Genomic DNA, 18,368 nt, shown 5'->3' with positions numbered 1-18,368 from the left:
GTGCGAGCGGTGTGCGTCTTATACATGCTGGTATTCAATCCCCTGGGCGATCTGCCCGGAGACCAGCACCCGGTTCTCCGCTGACTCCGACAGGCTGGCCAGTAAACCCGCCGTGTCCAGCGCGCCGCTCTGCAGCTGGGACGTCCAATAATCCAGCCCGGCTTGTTCGGCGGTGCGGCCCAGTACATGGCCATAGAGGCTGGCGACCAGCGCCTGAGGCGCAGGCGAGGTGCCGTTGAGCGTTTGAAATTCGCTGCTGGCGACGAAGCCTGCGGCCACCTCATACAGACTGGCGCCGGTATCCATCTTGTCGATCCAATAGCCCAAACCGGGTTTATCGGGCGTGCGGTCGAAGGCCGCCTGGTAGAGGCGATAGGCCTGGCCGGCTACGCCGTCGGTATCCAGGGCCAGGCTGTGGTCAGTGAAATGTACTCGCTCAACGCTCTGCAAATAGACCGCACCAAAGTTGCCAGCGTCCTTGTTGTACAGCACATAGGTCTGCCCGGACTTGATGGAGGCGCCCTTGTAGGAGGCATTGATCGTCAGTTCGTCATGCCCTGTCAGACCATTTACGAGCGGGGAGTAAGGACCGGTATAGCCGTGCCAGTCGTAGCTGATGACGTCATTGAAATAGCTTCCGTAGGTCGTCGACTGGTTAGCGGTCAAGGCCACGGAGGCAGGCGCCGGATTGCCTGGCAAGCCATAGAGATACTGCAGCGACAGAATATCGAAGGCGCCGAAATGTTCGGTGTCGCCACCGTTATAGGCCATGACGGTATTCGCTGCTGTCGCCAGCTCGATAGGCAGATAAGGTCCCTTGTCGTACTGGCTGTATTCGCCTGGATGCTTAAGTCCAAGCGTATGGCCAGTCTCATGAATCAGCAGTTGGCGCCCATAGCCACTGCCGAGATCAGCGGCATCTGGAACCAGCCAATTGAACCAGACGACGCTACCGCCATCGCGGGTATAAGACTCAGCATTGTGGTTCGGTGATTTGGGTACACCCGCGCGCCCGGAATAGAGCCCGTACTGCAGCAAGCCGCCCTGCTCTACTTCTTGAAAGGTCACGCCAATTTGAATGGATATCTCTGCCAGGGCAGATCGCACGGCAGCCTGCTGACCGGCATCAAGCATGCGAAAGTCATCTACCGCATAGTCGCTTGGACCCTGACGCAGAAAGCTGTAGCTGATGACCGCACCCGTGCCGGGCTGGTGGTTGTAGGCCAGGCTGATTCGCCCCGGCTCCAGCAGCGCATCGATTCGAATATCTCCGGTAGCCATCGTGTTTCCTCCCTGAAGCAGCCGCCCCCATGGCAGCTACCGCTAGCCTGCCTGTATAGCAAGCCGGGCGAGAAAACGATACGGAGTTCACATTTTGACAGGCAAAAGAAAAGGCCGCGCCGCGTCCGGGTTGGCCTCAAGGAGATGCAAGGAAGGTCGAAGGCTCATGGGCGCCTCGTTATCGGCGATAGGAAACCGGAAACTGACCAGGCGTTCAATCCGGGAACGGCGCTCGCGCCAAGGTTTGCTATCCATTTAACGAATTTATTAAGAATTGGGGGCTGAGAGATTAAATTGCAATGACAACCGACGAAAAGCAGTGCGTTGTCAACCATCAGAATGCCGCAGCTAGGTGGCTGCAGCCCACGCCATCCGGGAGCTCAATGGATTCAGATTAGCCAGAATCAGTAATGGGGACCGCCTGTACGCATCACCCTTTTGCTGAAGAGCTAAGCGATGACGAAATTTATAAATCTGAGTGTTGAATACAACGGCTCGCACAATAGCCTATCGATAAGTAGGTTAGCGATCGAGCTTGGTAAGACCTCGTCCAATATTTATATCGGGCCGAAGCAATTAGACGTGAGCTATCCATCACTTTGAATGTGGAGGCGTGCAAAACATTAATGAGCGCAGCCGCTCTGAAGCCTACGCGCCAATTTAAGCGTCCGGTCGGCAGCAATATTTAAGGCAAAAAAAAGCGGGGAGCCTAGGCTCCCCGCTTTCACAACACTAGTGCGGTTAGGCAGTAGCGAAGTTGGCTGCGCTCAGGCCGCCGGTGTAGCCGGTCAGCTCGATCAGGCCGTCGCCATTGCCTACGACAGTGTTGGCATCGTTGACAAACACATAAGTGTTGCCACCGAAGACGAACGAAGTCGAGTGGGCAGCAGCAGCAGTTTGGCCGTTGAAGGTTGCACTACCGATGATGGAAGCAGCTGCAGCAGCAGCTTCTGCCAGGGTAGCAGCACCTTGAACATTGCCAGCCTGGGTGTTGTCCAGAGCTACGAAAGTTGCACCACCGGTGGTGAGAACCATCTTGTCCTGAGTACCGGAGAAATCGGTAACCTTGACCAGGTCTTCAGCAATAGCAGTGTTAGCAGCAGTAATCTGAGCAGCAGTACCAGTGGTAAAGGTACCGTTCAGGTTAGCCAGGCTGGTCACGTTCAGAGTGTCGTTGCCGTCACCCAGAGTAATGGAGGTAACGTGAGCAGCGGTAACACCTGCAGTGGCAGTAGCCGACAGATTGACAACGTCGTTGCCAGCACCAGCGTTTACAGTCAGAGCGGCCTGGCCGGTAGTAACCAGGTTCAGGGTGTCTACACCAGCGCCACTGTTAATGGTCAGGGCGGCGGTACCAACGGTACCGTTAACGGTATCGTTACCAGCACCAGTATCAACGGTCAGAGCAGAGGCAGCGGTCAGGGTAGAACCAGCTTCCAGTGCGGTGTTGACGGTTACTACGTCAGCGCCGGAACCAGTTTTGAGGCTAGTCAGCGAGTCCAGAGCACCAGCAACGATGGTCAGACCAGTGCTGGAAGCGCTGGCATCAATCGAAGTCAGAGCGGACAGAGTGCTAACGCCCAGAGTCAGGCCAGCCGGAGTAGAGCCGGTTGCCGAGCTGGAAACATTGACATTCAGCGAAGTAACGATGTCAGTGCCGCTGGTGGGAGTTTCAGTAATGTTTACAACGGAGGCGGCGGCGGTAGTACCGTTCAGACCATCGACAGTGCCGTTGATGCTCAGATTGGTTACCAAGTTACCGGTAGCCGGCAGAACAACTTCGTGAGTGCCACCCAGGGAATTCAGAGCAACAGTACCGGCAGTCAGGCCACCGAAGCTAACGTTTACGGAAGCAGCAGAAGCGTCAGTCAGTACAGGTGCAACAGCAGCTTTAGCAGCAGTGTTAGCAGCAGCGTAGAAAGCAGCAGCGTTGTTGCTGGAGCTAGCGGCCAAATAGTTAGCCAGCGAAGTGTAGGTGGTGCCATTTACTACGGTAGAAGTAGTAGCAGCAGAAGTGTAGGTAGTAGCTACCGAGCTGGAGCTAGCAGAAGCGCCGGCATTGGCAGTAACGGTAGCGGCATACTGAGCCTTGGTATCCAGAACCAGACGATCAGTGCCAGTTGCGCCGTTTGTCAGGGCCAGAGCCAAGTTAGAGATGCTGACGTCAGTGCTGTTCAGCCAGTAGTTCAGCTCATTGCTAGCAGCGGAACGATTGAACAGGTTTTGATACAGGGTATCGATAGTCTGCGAACGAGTCAGGCTGCCGTATACGCTGGTGTATTCCTGCTGTTGTGCGAAGGCTGCGCTCACGTCGGTGAGGTTGGCATTAGCCTGAGCGGTCCAGTAGGACAGACCGGCTTGTTCGGCGGGACGACCGAAGTAGGCCAGGTACAGTTGCTGAACTTGAGTAGTGGTAACAGCCATTTCCTTGCATCTCCTAAGATTTGTCGAATTCGACTCCAGGCCTTCCGTCACTGGATGGTGCCCGTCAGCACCGGCCTGTCGCCTCACCCCAACTGCTGGGGCGAAGCCCCCATGATGGGTTTCGTTTCGATATCGGCTTTGTAAAGAGGTTCACATCCAGGATGTGCGTTCGTCGTACAAAGCAGCGGTATCGGCGGCAATCCTACACAGACCTTTGTGACGGGAACAAGCGTTTCTTCAGAGCCTTTCACGCTTTGCTCAGACGGATTCATCGTACCGAGACCCATTGGGTCGACACCGCCTGGAACGCGCTGATATAGCAGTTAAAGTTCCAGACCTGCTGACATAGCCATGGGAATCGTCGTTTAACGGACACAAACCCCCGTAAAAAGCCATAAATCTGACGCCGCTCATTGTTCAGGCCACTTCCGGGCCTGGACCATTCGCTCCACTTTTACGACCGCCTGCCATCCATGCTTTTCTTCTCACCTAACCAATGGTCGCGTCTACGGGCGGACGAACGGTCATGCCTGGGAAAGCGATAGGCGCGTGAAAAGCGCTCAAAACCCGCTAAAAGCTGGCCAGATGCCGCTATTAGCTAGTCAAACTTTTCGCTGCCATCTAGCTTCCGCACTGCATAGGAAGACGGCTTTGATCAGTTTTTAGCCTGACCTAGCTATCAAAACGTCGCTACCTGTACCTGCCGACCTGCTTCTTATGCGACTGCTTTTCTTCCTGTTCCAAAGCAGCCATTTGGAAAAAGCAGCAACAGAAGCGCTGCAGCCTCGGCACGTTGGGCTTCGCTGCGCTCAGCGCCAACCTACGGGGAGTGGGGCTGCTTCTGCATCCCACTAGCTGCACTGACTTGCAGCTAACGGAAGCCTGGATGAGGCTCCGACCATCTTTACCGCTGGCGAAACGAGCGAAGCGTTTAATCCTCTTTCCAGACCACTTTTCATATAAAAGGCACTTTGCCACCTTCAGCTTTTTTCATTTAGCGCAACAATTGTGAATGGTATGTCTATTTAAGCGTGATAGGTTTCACAGTCCCTGGGCACTTCGCTCAATTTTCTAGAGGGATGAAAGCTATGGCCGCTTCGGATTACACGAATCAAATCCAACAGATCTATCTCGCCTACCTGGGTCGTCCGGCTGACCCGGCGGGTCTGGCCTACTGGGCCGATCAGGTCGATAGCCAGGGCGGTGATCTGTCGCTAGTGCTCTCCGGCTTTGCCGCTTCGGAAGAGTCCGCAGCTCTGTACGGCGAAATGAGCACCAATCAGGCAATCAGCGCCATCTACACCAATCTGTTCAAGCGCGAGGCCGACGATGCCGGCGTGACCTATTGGCAAGAGCAGATCCAAAGCGGCGCCGTCGATCCGGCCCAGGCGGCCCTGGCGATCCTACTGGGCGCCCAAGACAACGACATCACGGCGGCCAGCAACAAGCTCACCGCTGCCAATGCCTTCACCGCCAGCGTCGCAGCCAGTGGCGCGACCGGTTATAGCGATGCGGATGCGCTGGCCGTGGGCCGCGACTTCCTCAATAGCATTGATGCAAGTGATGCCTCCCTGGCCAACCTCGACACGGCAGTTGCAGCCGCAGTAGCCCAGGCCACGGGCACTGATACCACTCCGACACCTGAACCCGAGCCGACTCCGGTATTCGCTGCCACTCTGGGCCAGGACGGCGTCGTGACTTTCGACAACCCGGGCGCAGCCCTGACGGTCGCTCAAGAAAATGGCGGCTTCGTCTTTACCAGCGATGGCAGCTCTTCCACGGTGACAGGCACCATCAACGGCATCACGGTGCCGGCCGGTACTACCTTGAGCATCGCCAGTGCCGATGCTGCCGCTATCAACTTCCCCGGCGCAGGCACCGTCGCCCTTACGGACGACGGCCCGCTGACTGCTGCGGCCCTGACCGAGCTGAATGCAGCCACCTCAGGTGTGCTCGATGCCTCCAAGGTTACCGTCATTACCGAAGCGAGCCTCGACCAGGCCAAGGCGCTGCTGAGCGCAGACGCCACTTCCTTTATTCATGCCGAGGGTGTGGCCGTTGACCTGACCGATACCACGGCCAATGCTGCCGATCTGGTCAGCCTCGATACCGCGACGACCGGCAAGATCAGCGCCGACGCTCTGACGGCGATCAGCGGTGAACTGACCGCTGTGCAGGGCGTACTGAGCGCCATCACCACGGGAACGGAGCTGTCGGCTACCACCCTGAACAGCGTGACCCTGACCGACGCGCTCACCGCTGGCGCCCTGGATAACGTGGTGCTGGCCAACGACATCACTCTTACCCTGGCGGACGTGGACGATAACGCCCTGACGCTGGTGGATCAGACGGTAGCCGCGGGCAAGACGCTGACCATCGATGCGTCGGCCGTCACCAGCTCGGTGACGATCGATGGGAGCGCGGAAGCCGATGGCATCCTGATCATTAAAGGGGGCTCGGGGGATGACACCCTGAACAGTGGCAAGGGTGCGGATACCCTGACCGGGGGCGCAGGTGCCGATAACTTCGTCTTTGGCCCGAATGGCATCTCGACCTTCGGCGCACTGGATACCATCACCGACTACCGAGCGGCCACCGGGGCCAATGCCGGCGCGGCAGACACCATCACCCTGAGAGGCGCCACGGTCGTGGCGTCCGACAAGGCAACCGTTCAGGACCTGTCGACCGCAGGCAGCCTGGCGGATGCGCTGAATACTGCCGCCAACGGGGCAACGACCGACAACGGCCTGAGCGTCTTCCTCTTTGGGGGCGACACCTATGCCTATGTGGAAACCACCGGTAGCGGTACCACCTATGTCGAGAACGATACGCTGATCAAGCTGGCGGGCACGCCCTTCGCTGCCGGTGACAGCATCGTTGGCCTGGGTATCGCGAACGTCTGACACTTCGGTAGTGAAAAAGCCCCTGCTCCATCACTGGAGCAGGGGCTTTTTATTGGGCGCTATATAAAGAGAGCGCAGCCTCAAGGCCGCTGGGCGATCACCGCGTAGTCCTGCGGGCCGTAGAACCAGCGGTCGCAGTGGCGGGCCACTTCGCTGTCTTCGTGCAGGCGGTGCTCGGGCTCCACGGCGTTGACCTTGTGGATCTCCACATGGGCATAGCCCTTGAACTGCACCAGGAATTCGGTAAAGGCCGGCGGCAGCGGGTGGATATGGGTGGGGTCGGTCCAGAAGTAGTTGGCCGAGGTGACGATGTTTTCCGGGTTGGGCGTTTCGAAGAGGATCAGCCCGCCCGGTGCCAGGGCGTGGAGGCAGACGTCGAGCAGCTGGTTGAGCCGCTCGAAACCTAGGTGCTCGATGACGTGGAAGGCCGAAACGGCGCCGATGCTGCCGGCCGGCTGGGCGGCCAGCCAGGCGATGGCATCGGTGTGCTCGGCGGGCAGGCCGCGCGCGCGGCACAGCTCGACGTTGGTGGCATTGAGGTCGATGCCCAGGCGCTCTACCTCAGGTGGCAACAGCGCCAGCCACTCGCCCCGGCCGCAGCCGATGTCCACCAGCGGCAGCCCGCGGATCAGGGCCGGGTTGGCGGCGATGGTCGGCAGGTAGTAGGACAGCCGGGCGTTGATAACGTCGGCGCTGCCGCGGAAGCGATCCTCGAAGGCCAGGTAGAAGCTGTCGGGCACGGTGCCGCTGGGCAGGTTGCTGGCCGGGGCTGCGGCGGCATCCGTCGCGGGCGTCTGGCTGGCGGGCACCTGCGACGGCAGGGAAGTCGCCGCGCGGGGTGCGCTTTCCAGGGCAGTCAGGCGAGCCCGGAGTTCCTGGTTCAGGTTCTCGGCCAGGCGCAGCCGCTCGCGCAATTCGGCCAGGGCCGGATCGGGCGTGGCCTGGCGGGCACCGAGCACCTGCTGTTCGGCGCTGAGCACTCGGTAATGCTGCTCGTGGCGCTGGATATGGGCTTCCAGGCGTTCATGCAGGGCCAGGTTGCGCGCGGCGTCGCGCTGCTGGCGCTGGGCATTCGGGCAGCGGCGCAACAGGCTGCCGAGCAATGGCAACTGGCGGCAGCGCCGGCGCAGGCGCGCGCCGCGCAGCCCCGCTACCGGAGCGCCGTAGGCACGGCCCTCGGCGGAATCACGCAGGCCGGCCAGCAATTCGAGCTTGTCTTCACCGGCGCGCAGGCGCTGCAGATGATGCACCAGCCCCTCGGGATCGATCTCGCGACCCAGCAGGTAGGGGTAGGCCGCGCGCAGCAGCGCCTCGCCCTCCAGGTTCAGCAGGGCGTACCAGGGGGCGAGTTCGGGACGGGAAGCGGACATGGCAGGGCCTAGGCGGGCTGGGAAACGGGGGTCACGTCGTGCAACCCGGCGGAGAGATCGCAGAGACCACCGAAGACCGAGCCCAGGATGCCGGCCACTTCGAAGCGGATGCAGTTGTCCCGCCAGTGGTAGCAGTGGCGGGTATGGTCGGGGCCTTCGTGCAGCGCCAGGGTCAGGGTGTACTTGCCCGGGGCGAGGCGCATGGGGAATTCGTAGCGCAGCACGCGCGTTTCGCCGGCGGCCAGCACCAGGGGCACACCGAGCAGGAAGCTGTTGGTGCCATAGATGTCCTGACCGAAGCGGTCACGGATCATCATGCCCAGGGTGGCGTCGGGCAGGTGCTCGCGGGCACTGACGCGGACGTCCAGATGGGCCACGTCGCCGCAGGCCAGGGTGTCGCTGCCGGAACTCACGCCGCGCAGCACGGCGGATTCGATACGGGCTTCGCCGGTGCCGTAGCCGCTTTCCTCGGCTTCCACTTCCAGCTCTTCGCGGTCCGCGCCAAGCAGCTGGTTGTAGCGGTTGACCGCCGCCTCGGGCGTGTCGTCGGCGACCACGCGACCCTCGCTCAGGACAATGCAGCGATCGCAAAGCATCTTCATGGCGTTGAGGTCGTGGGAGATGAAGATGATGGAGCCGCCGGAGGCGCGGAAGGCCTTGATGCGCCTCATGCACTTCTGCTGGAAGTGGCCGTCGCCCACCGACAGGGCTTCATCGACCAGGAAGATGTCCGGATCGGCATGGATGGCGATGGAAAAGGCCAGGCGCATGACCATGCCGGAGGAATAGGTGCGGATGGGCTCGTCGATGAAGCGACCCAGCTCGGAAAACTCGATGATGGCGGCGCGCTTGGCTTCGATCTCTTCGCGGTTCATGCCCAGCAGCAGGCCGTTGCCGAGGATGTTCTGCACCCCGGTGAGGTTGCCGTCGAAGCCGGTGCCCAGTTCGAGCAGGCCGGTGACGCGCCCCTTGATGTCGATCTCGCCGCCGTCGGGCAAGAGCACGCCGTTGAGGATCTTGAGCAGGGTGGACTTGCCGGCGCCGTTGCGACCAAGGATGCCCAGGGTCTCGCCGCTGCGGACCTCGAAGCTGATGTCTTCCAGCGCCACATGGCGGGTGTGATAGCTGCGGCGGAAGAGGATTTCCTTCAGGCGCAGCGCCGGGCGGCTATAGAGCTTGAATTCCTTGCGTACATGGGAAACGCGGAGCATGACGAAGGCCTGCTAGATGAAGTCGCGGATGTCGCGTTCGAGCTTGCGACCCAGAACGATGCCTAGGCCCAGCAGCACGGCGCCCGCCAGGATCAGAACGCCGATCGCCAGCAGATCCGGCCGGCTCGCCTGGATCAGGGCGGCGCGGTAGGCCTCGACGATGTAATAGAAGGGGTTGGCGGCGAACCAGGGGTGCCAGCGCTCGGGCATGATGGTGATGACATAGACCACCGGGGTCAGCCAGAACCACAGTTGCATGACCACGCCGACGATCTGGCCGATGTCGCGCAGAAAGACGCTGAGGATGGCGAAGATCAGCCCGAGGGCATAGGCCAGCAGTTGCTGGCAGAGAAAGATCACCGGCCACCAGAGCACGGTGGCGGGGAAATGGAAGCCGATGATCGCCAGGAAGGCGACGAAGAAGCCCATGGAGATGGCATAGAGCACCGTCTCGCTGAGCAGGATGTACAGCGGCAGCGACCAGAGCGACAACCGGACCTTGCCCAGCAGGTGGGCCTTCTCGTGGAACACCTGGGTGATGCGGGTCAGGGTGTTGGAGAAGCAGTTCCAGGCCAGCAACCCGGTTACCAGGTAGACGCTGTAGCTGTACTGGCCGAGGGACTGCATCCCCATGGCATCCAGCCGCATGCCCATGATGTTGGAGAACACCAGGGTGAAGATGAGGATGTTGACCAGCGGCAGGATGAAGGTCCAGGCCGCGCCGAGCACCGACGCGGAATGGCGATCGATCAGATCCTGCCGGGTGAAGTTGAGGATCAGCGAGTAGTTCATGGGCAGAGATCAGGAACCGGATTGGCGCCAGTCCGCGAGGACCTGGGCGACGAGTGCAGAAGGCTCGATGCGGGGTTGCCAGCCGGTGAGGCGGCGGAGTTCGCCGGCATCGCCGACGGCGCGGGCGATATCGCTCGGGCGCAGGCGCGCGGGATCCTGCTCGACCTGGATCGGGCAGGCGGCCTGATCGATCAGGGCGTCGAGCAATTCCTGGACACGCAGCGGACGGCCGGAGGCGATGTTGAGCGCAGTGCCGCTGGGGATGTCCTCGCTGTGCCCCAGCAGCGCCACATAGGCGGCGACCACGTCCTGGACCGCGAGGAAATCGCGCTGGGCGCTGAGGTCGCCGACGCGCAGCACGGGCGGCTGCTCGCCGCGCTCGATGGCCGCGATCTGGCTGGCGAAGTCGGTGAGCACATAGCCCTTACCCTGACCCGCGCCGCTGTGGTTGAAGGGTCGCGCGCGGATCACCCGCACCTTGGAGGTAGCGGCGAACTGGGCGGCGGCGAGATCGGCAGCGGCCTTGCTCGCGGAATAGGGGTTGAGCGGATGCAGGGGCACCTGCTCGTCGACCTCGGCATGGCGCTTGAAGCTGGCGCCATACATGTCGCCGGAACCGATCTGCAGGAACACCGGGGGCTGCTCGAGGGCAGCGGCGGCGGTCAGCAGATTAAGGGTACCGTGCAGATTGATCTGCCAGCAGCGCTCGGGCTGTGCGAAGCTGCCGGAGACGCTGGCGAAGGCGGCCAGATTGACGATGGCGGCCGGTTGCAGCTGGTGCACCAGTGCCAGGGTGGCAGCCGTATCGCTCAGGTCGAGGGCATGGCCGACGACCTGAGCCTGGCTTGGCAGCGAGCCGTCACGGCAGGTGCCGTGCAGCTCAGCGGCCGGAAAGGCGGCGGCCAGCGCCGGCAGCAAGTGGCTGCCGACGAAGCCGCTGGCGCCGGTAACCAGGACCGGCTGACCGGCGAAATCACGCACGGGCGAGGGGCTTCAGGCGCGCCAGGTCGGCTTCCACCATCTCGGTGATCATCTCTTCGAGGGTGGTGGTGGCCTGCCAGCCCAGCTTGGCGCGGGCCTTGGACGGATCGCCCAGCAGCACGTCGACCTCGGCGGGACGGAAGAAGGCCGGGTCGATGACCAGGTGCTTGTCCATGTCCATGCCGACCACGTCGAAGGCGATGCGGCACATGTCGCGCACGGTGGTGGTACGGCCGGTGGCGATGACGTAGTCGTCGGCGACGTCCTGTTGCAGCATCAGCCACATGGCCTGGACGTAGTCGCGGGCATGGCCCCAGTCACGCTTGGCGTCGATGTTGCCCAGGCGCAGTTCGTCCTGCAGACCCAGCTTGATGCGAGCCACGGCGTCGGTGACCTTGCGGGTCACGAACTCCAGGCCGCGCAGCGGGGACTCGTGGTTGAACAGGATGCCGCTGCAGGAGAACAGGTCGAAGCTCTCGCGGTAGTTGACGGTCATCCAGTGGGCGTAGAGCTTGGCGGCCGCATAGGGCGAGCGCGGGTAGAACGGGGTGGTCTCGCGCTGCTCCGGCTCCTGGATCAGGCCGTACATCTCGGAGGTGGATGCCTGGTAGCAACGGGCGTCGGGCTTGATCAGGCGGGCCGCTTCGAGCACGTTGACGGCGCCAATGCCGCTGACCTGACCGGTCAGCAGCGGCTGGTTCCAGGAGGTCTTGACGAAGGACTGGGCGCCCAGGTTGAACACCTCGTCGGGCTGGTATTGCTGGAACAGGCGGATCAGACCCGACAGGTCGAGCAGGTCACCGTCGATCATCTCGACGTCCTTGGCGATACCCAACCACTCCAGACGTGCCAGGTTGACGTCGGAGGTGCTACGCCGGGGGTTGAGGCCTAGTACCTTGTATCCCTTGCCGAGCAGAAACTGCGCCAGGTAGGCGCCATCCTGGCCAGTGATACCAGTGATCAGAGCAGTTTTTTGGGCCATCGCGATACGGTTCCGAAAGTTATGAGACGAGGTGCGAGCGACTCACACAAAAAAGACCGGCGATGCTACCACAGATATATGGCTGGAAGCGTGCGGTGCTCGGCAGGGCCTGGCATCCGGAATGCCGATGCCAGGCGGTTGTCTGGGCCGACGAATGCCCGGAAAGGGTGAGCTGTGGGGGGTTAGAATATTTCCGCTCAGATACAGGGAGGTTCTCCTGACATGCGCGAAATCACCAGCCGTTCGGCACCCTACAGCAGCATCGTCTATCTCGAATCCATCTTTCCCGATGGTTCGGCCTTCCGCGGCTCGGGCAGCGTGGTCGGCGACAACGACGTGCTCACCGCCAATCACATGGTCTACAACGCCGCGCATGGCGGCTCCGCCGTCCAGGTCATGGTCGCGCCCGGCGCCTTCGTCAATGACGCCACCGGCGCCTGGTCCGCACCGCTGGGTACCTACCTGGCGAACAACTGGTCGAGCCGGGTCGGCAACTGGGACGCCAATGGCGATGGCCTAGTCTCCCCCGCGGAGGCGCAGAACGACCTGACGCTGCTGGGTTTCAACGTCAACCTGAGCTCGGTTACCGGCACCCTCACCCCCATGCTGAGCGGCGCCACCTCCTTCGCCGGCACCGTGCTCGGCTATCCGGGTCGGGGCACGGGTCTCATGGAAGACACCGGCACGGCGACCCACTACGACGGCGTTGCCGCCTATCAATTCTCCACCGGACTGGGCAGCGGCGCCTCGGGTGGGCCGCTGCTGGACAGCAGTGGCAACCTGCTCGGCGTACTGTCTTCGGGCAATACCAGCGACACCCTGTCGACCTACGCCAGCCTGGGCGATGCCGGCAACTGGAAGTGGTACCTGAATGCCAGCATCGACAACGGCAGCGGGGCCGCTGCCGGCTCGCGACCGGTGGGCCTGGGCGTCAACAGCGGCAGTAAGGACGGCGAGTTCTTTTTCCAGGATCGCCTGTCCCTGGATGGCGATCATCGCGGCAGTCTCTACGGCTACGGCGGTGGCGATGTCCTGCGTCTGGAAAACGCGGCGAGCGCCTACAAGTGGCAGGCCACCGGCAACGTGGTCAGCCTGACCAGCAACAGCGGCGACCTCGCGCTCAACCTGCACGACATCAACCTGCTCAACTTCAGCGATCGCAACCTCTATGTCCTGACCGCCGATCAGGCGCAGATTGCCCGCCTCTACAACGCGGCCTTCCACCGGGTGCCGGACTACTCGGGTCTCGACTATTGGATGTACGACCACGCCAAGGGCACGACCAGCCAGACCATCGCCCAGTCCTTCACCGCCTCGAGCGAGTTCAAGGGGCTGTTCTCCGCGGCGGACGATCGCTCCTATGTCACCCAGCTGTATGCCAACGTGCTCGGTCGTACCGGCGAGACCGCCGGTATCGACTACTGGCTGCATGACCTGGGCACCGGGTTGGGCCGCGCCAATGTGTTGCAGTCCTTTTCCGATTCCACGGAAAACCAGGCGCTGACCAGCGGTAGCAACGGCTTCATCCTGCTAGTGGGTCAGAACGAGTGGGCCTAGCGCCGAGGTCCTAGCGGAAAGCACCCTTCGCCCCTTCCAGGCGAGGGTGCCACCCCTATCAGAACAGGTAGAAGCCGTTCCGTCCCTGCAATCTTTCTGCAACACCCTGCCCGTTAGGCTCCGTCTCCCTTGTCATCAGACGGACCTGCGCCATGCCCACGACCCGCGAAACGATCAGTGCCTACTATCAGAGCATTCTCGGCCGCACTCCGGATGCTGCGGGACTCGATTACTGGACGGCGCAGGTCGACCAGGGCAATGCCAGTCTCGCGCAGGTAGCCACGGGTTTTTCGCTCTCGACCGAAGCGGCCTCCAGCATGGTGCCTGTCGTCGCCCTCTACCTGAGCAGCTTTGGACGGCTGCCGGACGCCGCAGGGCTGCAGTACTGGACCCAGGCGCTGCAGAATGGCACGTCACTGGAAGCCATCCAGCAGGCGTTCCTGCAGTCACCGGAGTTCGCCACGATGGCTGCGGACTCGGCAACGGCATTTCTGACCGATGCCTATAAGAATGCCCTGGGGCGACCCGCCGATGCGGACGGTCTGCAGTTCTGGACCCAGCAACTGGCGGCCGGCACCAGCCGGGCGGAGGTGCTGGCTGCCTTCGCGGGTTCGCCGGAAGGTCAGACCCATGCCCTGGCCAAGGCGCAACTGAGTCTCGCCTATCAGGGGGTCAGTGGCACGTCGCCGAGTCTGACCGAGCTGAACGACATCCTGGCGCAACAGGGACAGCAGTCACTGACCGAGCTGGTCACGCGGACCGCGGAGCGCCTGATCGACAATACCGCGCCCTCCCCGGCGCCTACCGAGCCACAGCCAGCCGTCTTCACCTTCACGCCGGAGGCAGGCACCCAAGCCGGAGCGTCGGATGCGTCCGGGGTCATTCGCTGGGGTCAGTACCTCATCGTGGGCGATGACGAGGGCAATGTGCTCAGGGTCTACGATCAGCAAGGAGGCCAGGCGCTCGACGCATTCGACTACGGTGGTGTGCTGGGCCTGAGCGACGAACTGGATTTCGAAGCCATGACCTTTACCGGCACCCTCGGTACGGAGGGGACCCTGTATCTCACCGGCTCGCACAGCAACAGCAAGAGCGGCAAGGACGCGCCTGGACGCGAAGCCATCCTGGCCGTGAAGCTGACCACCGATGCCCAGGGCAAGCCGGTGTTCGATACCGCTGGCATCCAGACCTACAAAGGCCTGGTCGGAGCACTCGATGCCTGGGATGCCAGTGGCAGCAGTGGCAAGCCGGCCGGCTACTACGGCCTGAAGGTCTCCTCCGCTGCCGGCATCGCCCCCGAAAACGTCAACGGCTTCTCCATCGAAGGCCTGACCACTTCCCCCGACGACAGCCAGCTCTGGCTGGGTTTTCGTGCGCCGCAGCTGGATACCGGGTCGCGCGACAAGGCGCTGCTGATTGCCGTGACCAACTATCAAGCCGTGCTGGCCGACAACAGCCTCACGCCCACCTTCGAGGCTATCGAGCTCAATCTGGGCGGGCGGGGCATCCGCTCCATCGACCGGGCCCTGGATGGCAGTGGCTACCTGATTCTGGCCGGTCCCTCGGGTAGCGCCTCCGCTGTGGTGACGCACGACTTCCGGCTGTTCACCTGGAGCGGCGACCCTGCCGCCGCGCCCGTCGAGCTCGACAACGCTCTGGATGCCCTGCTGGCCGCCACCGGGGGCAGCTTCGAGTCCATCGCCTCCCCTGCCAGCGTCAGACCGGGCACCGAGATCCTGCTGCTGCAGGACAACGGCGATACCCTGTGGCAAGGGCAGACCCAGGTGTCCAAGGACCTTGACCCGGCGCAACAGCACTTCCAGGGCAACCTGATCGCCCTGGGCGCGCCAGCCGTGGACCTTGCGGCCCCGACCCTGGTGGCCAGCAGTCCAGCGATCGATGCGCAGGATGTGCCCACCGGGAGCCGCATCAGCCTGACGTTCGATGAAGGCATCGCGCTGGGCAGCGGCAACATCCAACTGGTGGACCAGGCGGGCACCGTGGTTCAGGTCTTCAAAGCGGGAGATCCGGGTGTCACGGTCGACTTCAACGTCCTCAACCTGACGCCGACGGACAGGTTGCAGGCGAGTAGCAGCTACCACCTGGAGATGCAGGCGGGCGCGGTCGTCGACCATGCGGGCAATGCCGTGACGGCTACGGACATCGGCTTTGCGACTGCCGCCAGACCTCATTACGACCTGCTGATCACCGAGGTCAATTCCAACGCCAAGGGCGGCGATTTCTTCGAGTTGTACAACTACGGCTCGACCAGCATCGATCTCAGCGGCTGGCGCATGACGGACGAAGCCGGTCAGTTCTCCTCCGCGGTGACACTCAACGGCAATACCGTCCTGGCCGCCGGCGCGACCTTGGTCGTGGCCGATGTGGCAACGGCGAACCTGAGCGCATTCAAGGCAGCCTGGGGCTTGAGCGGTGGTACCTTGGTGGTCAGCGTCGACGGGCCCGGCCTCGGCAAAGAGGATGCCGTGGTGCTGTTCGACAAACTGGGGAACGTCGCGGCGGCCTTCAACTATGACTTCACCGCGGTGCTTGCCAGTGACGGCAGCCGGATCACGACGGCGCCTGCCGGCAGCGGCATGACCTTTAGCGACGGTCAACATGCGGGCGCCGCCTACGGTGTGGGTGCTGCCGCCTCGGCGGTGTGGGACGGGCTTTCGACGACTCAACCGACCTATGTCGGCGCGACGGTCGGCAAGGGCGGGGCCTTCGCTCAGGCCGGCGATGCCGCTTCCATTGGCTCGCCCGGCGTCGTGCTGGTTGGACAGTCTACGCAGTCCATGGACACCCTCTAGTAAACCTAAAGAGACACACCTTCTGCGTTGAGTAAATGGTCGAGGTAGAAGGTGGGGCTCTATCAGCACCTAAGATCTCATGCGCTGGACGAACAAGGTGGAAAGGCCAAGCCATAGTAGACACTGCATAAACGGGCGCGCGATCCGTGCCAACTATTTGCAGTCGCTGGGCCTAAACGTTAAATTTTACGGGTCACGGTCAATCCCGTGGCCGGGCGTGACAACCCGATGAACAAGGGCGCGGTAGCCAAATAGCCCACAGCCAATGCTAAGCATTCGGCTGCGTGCATTTTATGGCGGGCCGTGCGGGGCAGGTTTCGGCCTGGCCGGTTCCCTTGGTTCCCGGTTGTCACCCCCGTACGGTCCGCCTCCATACCGCGTGACAACGGTGGTGGCGGCTCCTTAACCGAACCAAGGAGCAGCATGAACATGCATCGTCTTCCTTTTAAGCTCGCGCCCTCCCCTGTCCTAGCCCATTACGTTGTACTTCCATGGTGGAGGTGAACAATGGCTGAGACGAAAGGTGCGATCCTTCCCTTCCCCGTCAGCCCAGCCTCGTTACGACAACCTGAGTTCACCCGGGAGTCGCCAGAGGCAAATGCGGATATACGGGCTTCAATGCTCAGCGACCTGTTGGATCGCCTAGCCAACGATCAGGGCAACGCGGATAGCCCAACAGACCTACGTCAGCGAATTTCGGCCTATATGGCTCGAGATTTACTCGATGAAATGGTGACGCTCTATCGCAGAGCGCTATCAGAGGCTCGCCACCCCTAGGGGAGGAGACAACTGAGCGTCGCTCGTGTGGCGCTCAGCTGTCCATGAGATTGTGACGGCTAGAAAAGCCTATGAGCTTTGGCGAGAGATTTCTCTAAGGCCGCTACTACCGCTTTTTCATCAGCGTAGGCTGCAAATCGGTTCTAAGGGCATGCCGTATAAGGCATAGGCGGACAGACCGTACTCACTCTTTGGGTAGTGCGGCTCGATTAACCAGATCAACCCCTGCCCCGTCACTACCTGATCCATCTCAATCAAGAGCAGTCCCTTTCGGGTCTGCTTGCGCTTGCCGGCGTACTCAGCGTCGGCATCTGCTTCCTGAGCTCATCTCGGCAACCGTGTCCAGTAAGTCCGCCTGACTTGGGTAGGCTCTTTCAAATTTCCCCTTATCACTACCTAGTGGAAACCATGGTGTGTCAAAAATATATAAATCCACTACAATTAATCATAATTAGATTTTCCGAACCTGCGAGGAACTTATGAGAAAGCTAGGCAGTTTTTTACGGCTTTTGGGGTTTTTCATTATCTTGACTCCACTCAACAGTAGCGCGAGCATGCGATGTTCGAGCGGTTTAGTCTCCGTCGGAGACACATTGTCAGAAGTGGTAGAAAAGTGCGGCTCACCAGATTTTAAAAGAGAAGTTAAGATTGGAAACGACTCGTCAAATAATCCGAGACTTAGAAGCGTCGTAGTTGTGCTATTTTATTATGGACCAAGAAATGGAAGCGTATCTCAAGTTCGGTTTTCTGGCGATAATGTAGCCAACATTATCACCTATCGACCGATGGGTTCAGGCGATACCAATGATGTCTATCCACAAAACCCCTAGTGCAGAAACACATGCACAAATGAATGCGCCTTTGACAACCTTAAATATCAAAGGCGCAAGCCACGTCATCCTGCTGCCTGAACAATTTCCAACGTATGCTGCAAGCTGAAATTCGTCACACCTATAGAGTTTACGGTAATTGAAGCTGTTGGTTTTGCGACTTGCAACGTTAAAAAGCCATACTTAATAAGACGGTATTTCATACTGTGCAGTCGTGCATTTCCTGCGTGAAGTTGTAAAGCATAGCAATTTTAATTTTTCTTAAATCACCTAAAATACGCTAAGTCTTTATTTAATAAAGGAAATCTTCATAGATATCGAACCAGTACACTCAGTCACATCAACGCAAATGAAACCCTATGTATATGTGAAGCAAAATCTCCCCTCATTACTTCTACTACATCTCCTTTGCTAATAGCTCGTTAGAAGGCTACCCAGCACAACCGA

Annotated in this window: 11 protein-coding genes and 1 pseudogene; 4 read left to right on the top strand and 8 right to left on the bottom strand. The window is 60.9% G+C overall.

Annotation, left to right across the window (positions count from 1 at the left end; genetic code table 11):
- Positions 1-18: 18 nt before the first annotated feature.
- Both FHR73_RS15270 and FHR73_RS15265 read right to left on the bottom strand, forming a co-directional pair.
- Positions 19-1,281 carry a DUF4214 domain-containing protein gene (locus FHR73_RS15270; protein WP_183632396.1) on the bottom strand — a complete coding sequence of 421 codons (1,263 nt, stop codon included), beginning with the start codon at positions 1,279-1,281 and terminating at the stop codon, positions 19-21.
- 741 nt (positions 1,282-2,022) lie between these two features.
- Entirely contained in the window at positions 2,023-3,705 is a 1,683-nt protein-coding gene (locus FHR73_RS15265; RefSeq protein WP_183632394.1) for a DUF4214 domain-containing protein, read from the bottom strand.
- A 1,088-nt stretch (positions 3,706-4,793) separates the two neighbouring features.
- Here FHR73_RS15265 and FHR73_RS15260 point away from each other — a divergent pair.
- Positions 4,794-6,608 carry a DUF4214 domain-containing protein gene (locus FHR73_RS15260; RefSeq protein ID WP_183632392.1) on the top strand — a complete coding sequence of 605 codons (1,815 nt, stop codon included), beginning with the start codon at positions 4,794-4,796 and terminating at the stop codon, positions 6,606-6,608.
- Positions 6,609-6,688: 80 nt separating this feature from the next.
- On the opposite strand, the gene FHR73_RS15255 is transcribed toward FHR73_RS15260, so the two are convergent.
- Genes FHR73_RS15255 through FHR73_RS15235 form a run of 5 tightly spaced genes read right to left on the bottom strand, consistent with a single transcriptional unit; the run spans position 6,689 to position 11,944 of the window.
- Positions 6,689-7,978: a bifunctional 2-polyprenyl-6-hydroxyphenol methylase/3-demethylubiquinol 3-O-methyltransferase UbiG gene (locus FHR73_RS15255; protein ID WP_183632390.1), complete on the bottom strand. Its 1,290-nt coding sequence runs from the start codon at positions 7,976-7,978 to the stop codon at positions 6,689-6,691.
- 8 nt (positions 7,979-7,986) lie between these two features.
- Positions 7,987-9,189: an ABC transporter ATP-binding protein gene (locus tag FHR73_RS15250; protein ID WP_017641614.1), complete on the bottom strand. Its 1,203-nt coding sequence runs from the start codon at positions 9,187-9,189 to the stop codon at positions 7,987-7,989.
- A 12-nt stretch (positions 9,190-9,201) separates the two neighbouring features.
- A complete protein-coding gene (locus tag FHR73_RS15245) occupies positions 9,202-9,981 on the bottom strand; it encodes an ABC transporter permease (protein ID WP_183632388.1) in 780 nt (259 codons plus the stop codon).
- Between the two features lie 9 nt (positions 9,982-9,990).
- The gene (locus tag FHR73_RS15240; protein WP_183632386.1) at positions 9,991-10,962 is read right to left on the bottom strand and encodes a GDP-mannose 4,6-dehydratase; all 972 of its coding nucleotides are present in this window, start codon (positions 10,960-10,962) and stop codon (positions 9,991-9,993) included.
- Positions 10,955-11,944, bottom strand: a complete 990-nt coding sequence (locus FHR73_RS15235; protein ID WP_017641611.1) for a GDP-mannose 4,6-dehydratase — start codon at positions 11,942-11,944, stop codon at positions 10,955-10,957. The genes FHR73_RS15240 and FHR73_RS15235 overlap by 8 nt, the downstream gene beginning before the upstream one ends.
- 222 nt (positions 11,945-12,166) lie before the next feature.
- Here FHR73_RS15235 and FHR73_RS15230 point away from each other — a divergent pair, with 222 nt between their 5' ends.
- Positions 12,167-13,501, top strand: a complete 1,335-nt coding sequence (locus FHR73_RS15230; protein ID WP_183632384.1) for a DUF4214 domain-containing protein — start codon at positions 12,167-12,169, stop codon at positions 13,499-13,501.
- A gap of 152 nt (positions 13,502-13,653) precedes the next feature.
- On the top strand, positions 13,654-16,314 hold the full coding sequence (locus FHR73_RS15225; RefSeq protein WP_183632382.1) for a DUF4214 domain-containing protein: 2,661 nt from the start codon (positions 13,654-13,656) through the stop codon (positions 16,312-16,314).
- Positions 16,315-17,241: 927 nt separating this feature from the next.
- Here the strand turns inward: FHR73_RS15225 and FHR73_RS15220 are convergent.
- Positions 17,242-17,355, bottom strand: a pseudogene (locus FHR73_RS15220) (IS5/IS1182 family transposase); the annotation flags it as partial.
- Between the two features lie 215 nt (positions 17,356-17,570).
- Here FHR73_RS15220 and FHR73_RS22840 point away from each other — a divergent pair.
- The gene (locus FHR73_RS22840) at positions 17,571-17,921 is read left to right on the top strand and encodes a DUF2845 domain-containing protein (RefSeq protein WP_183632380.1); all 351 of its coding nucleotides are present in this window, start codon (positions 17,571-17,573) and stop codon (positions 17,919-17,921) included.
- Positions 17,922-18,368: the final 447 nt, after the last annotated feature.

This window comes from Pseudomonas sp. AS2.8 (genome assembly GCF_014190935.1).
Lineage (GTDB): Bacteria > Pseudomonadota > Gammaproteobacteria > Pseudomonadales > Pseudomonadaceae > Chryseomonas.
The sequence above is the reverse complement of the archived record's forward strand: the minus strand, read 5'-3'. Positions and strand labels throughout refer to the sequence as shown.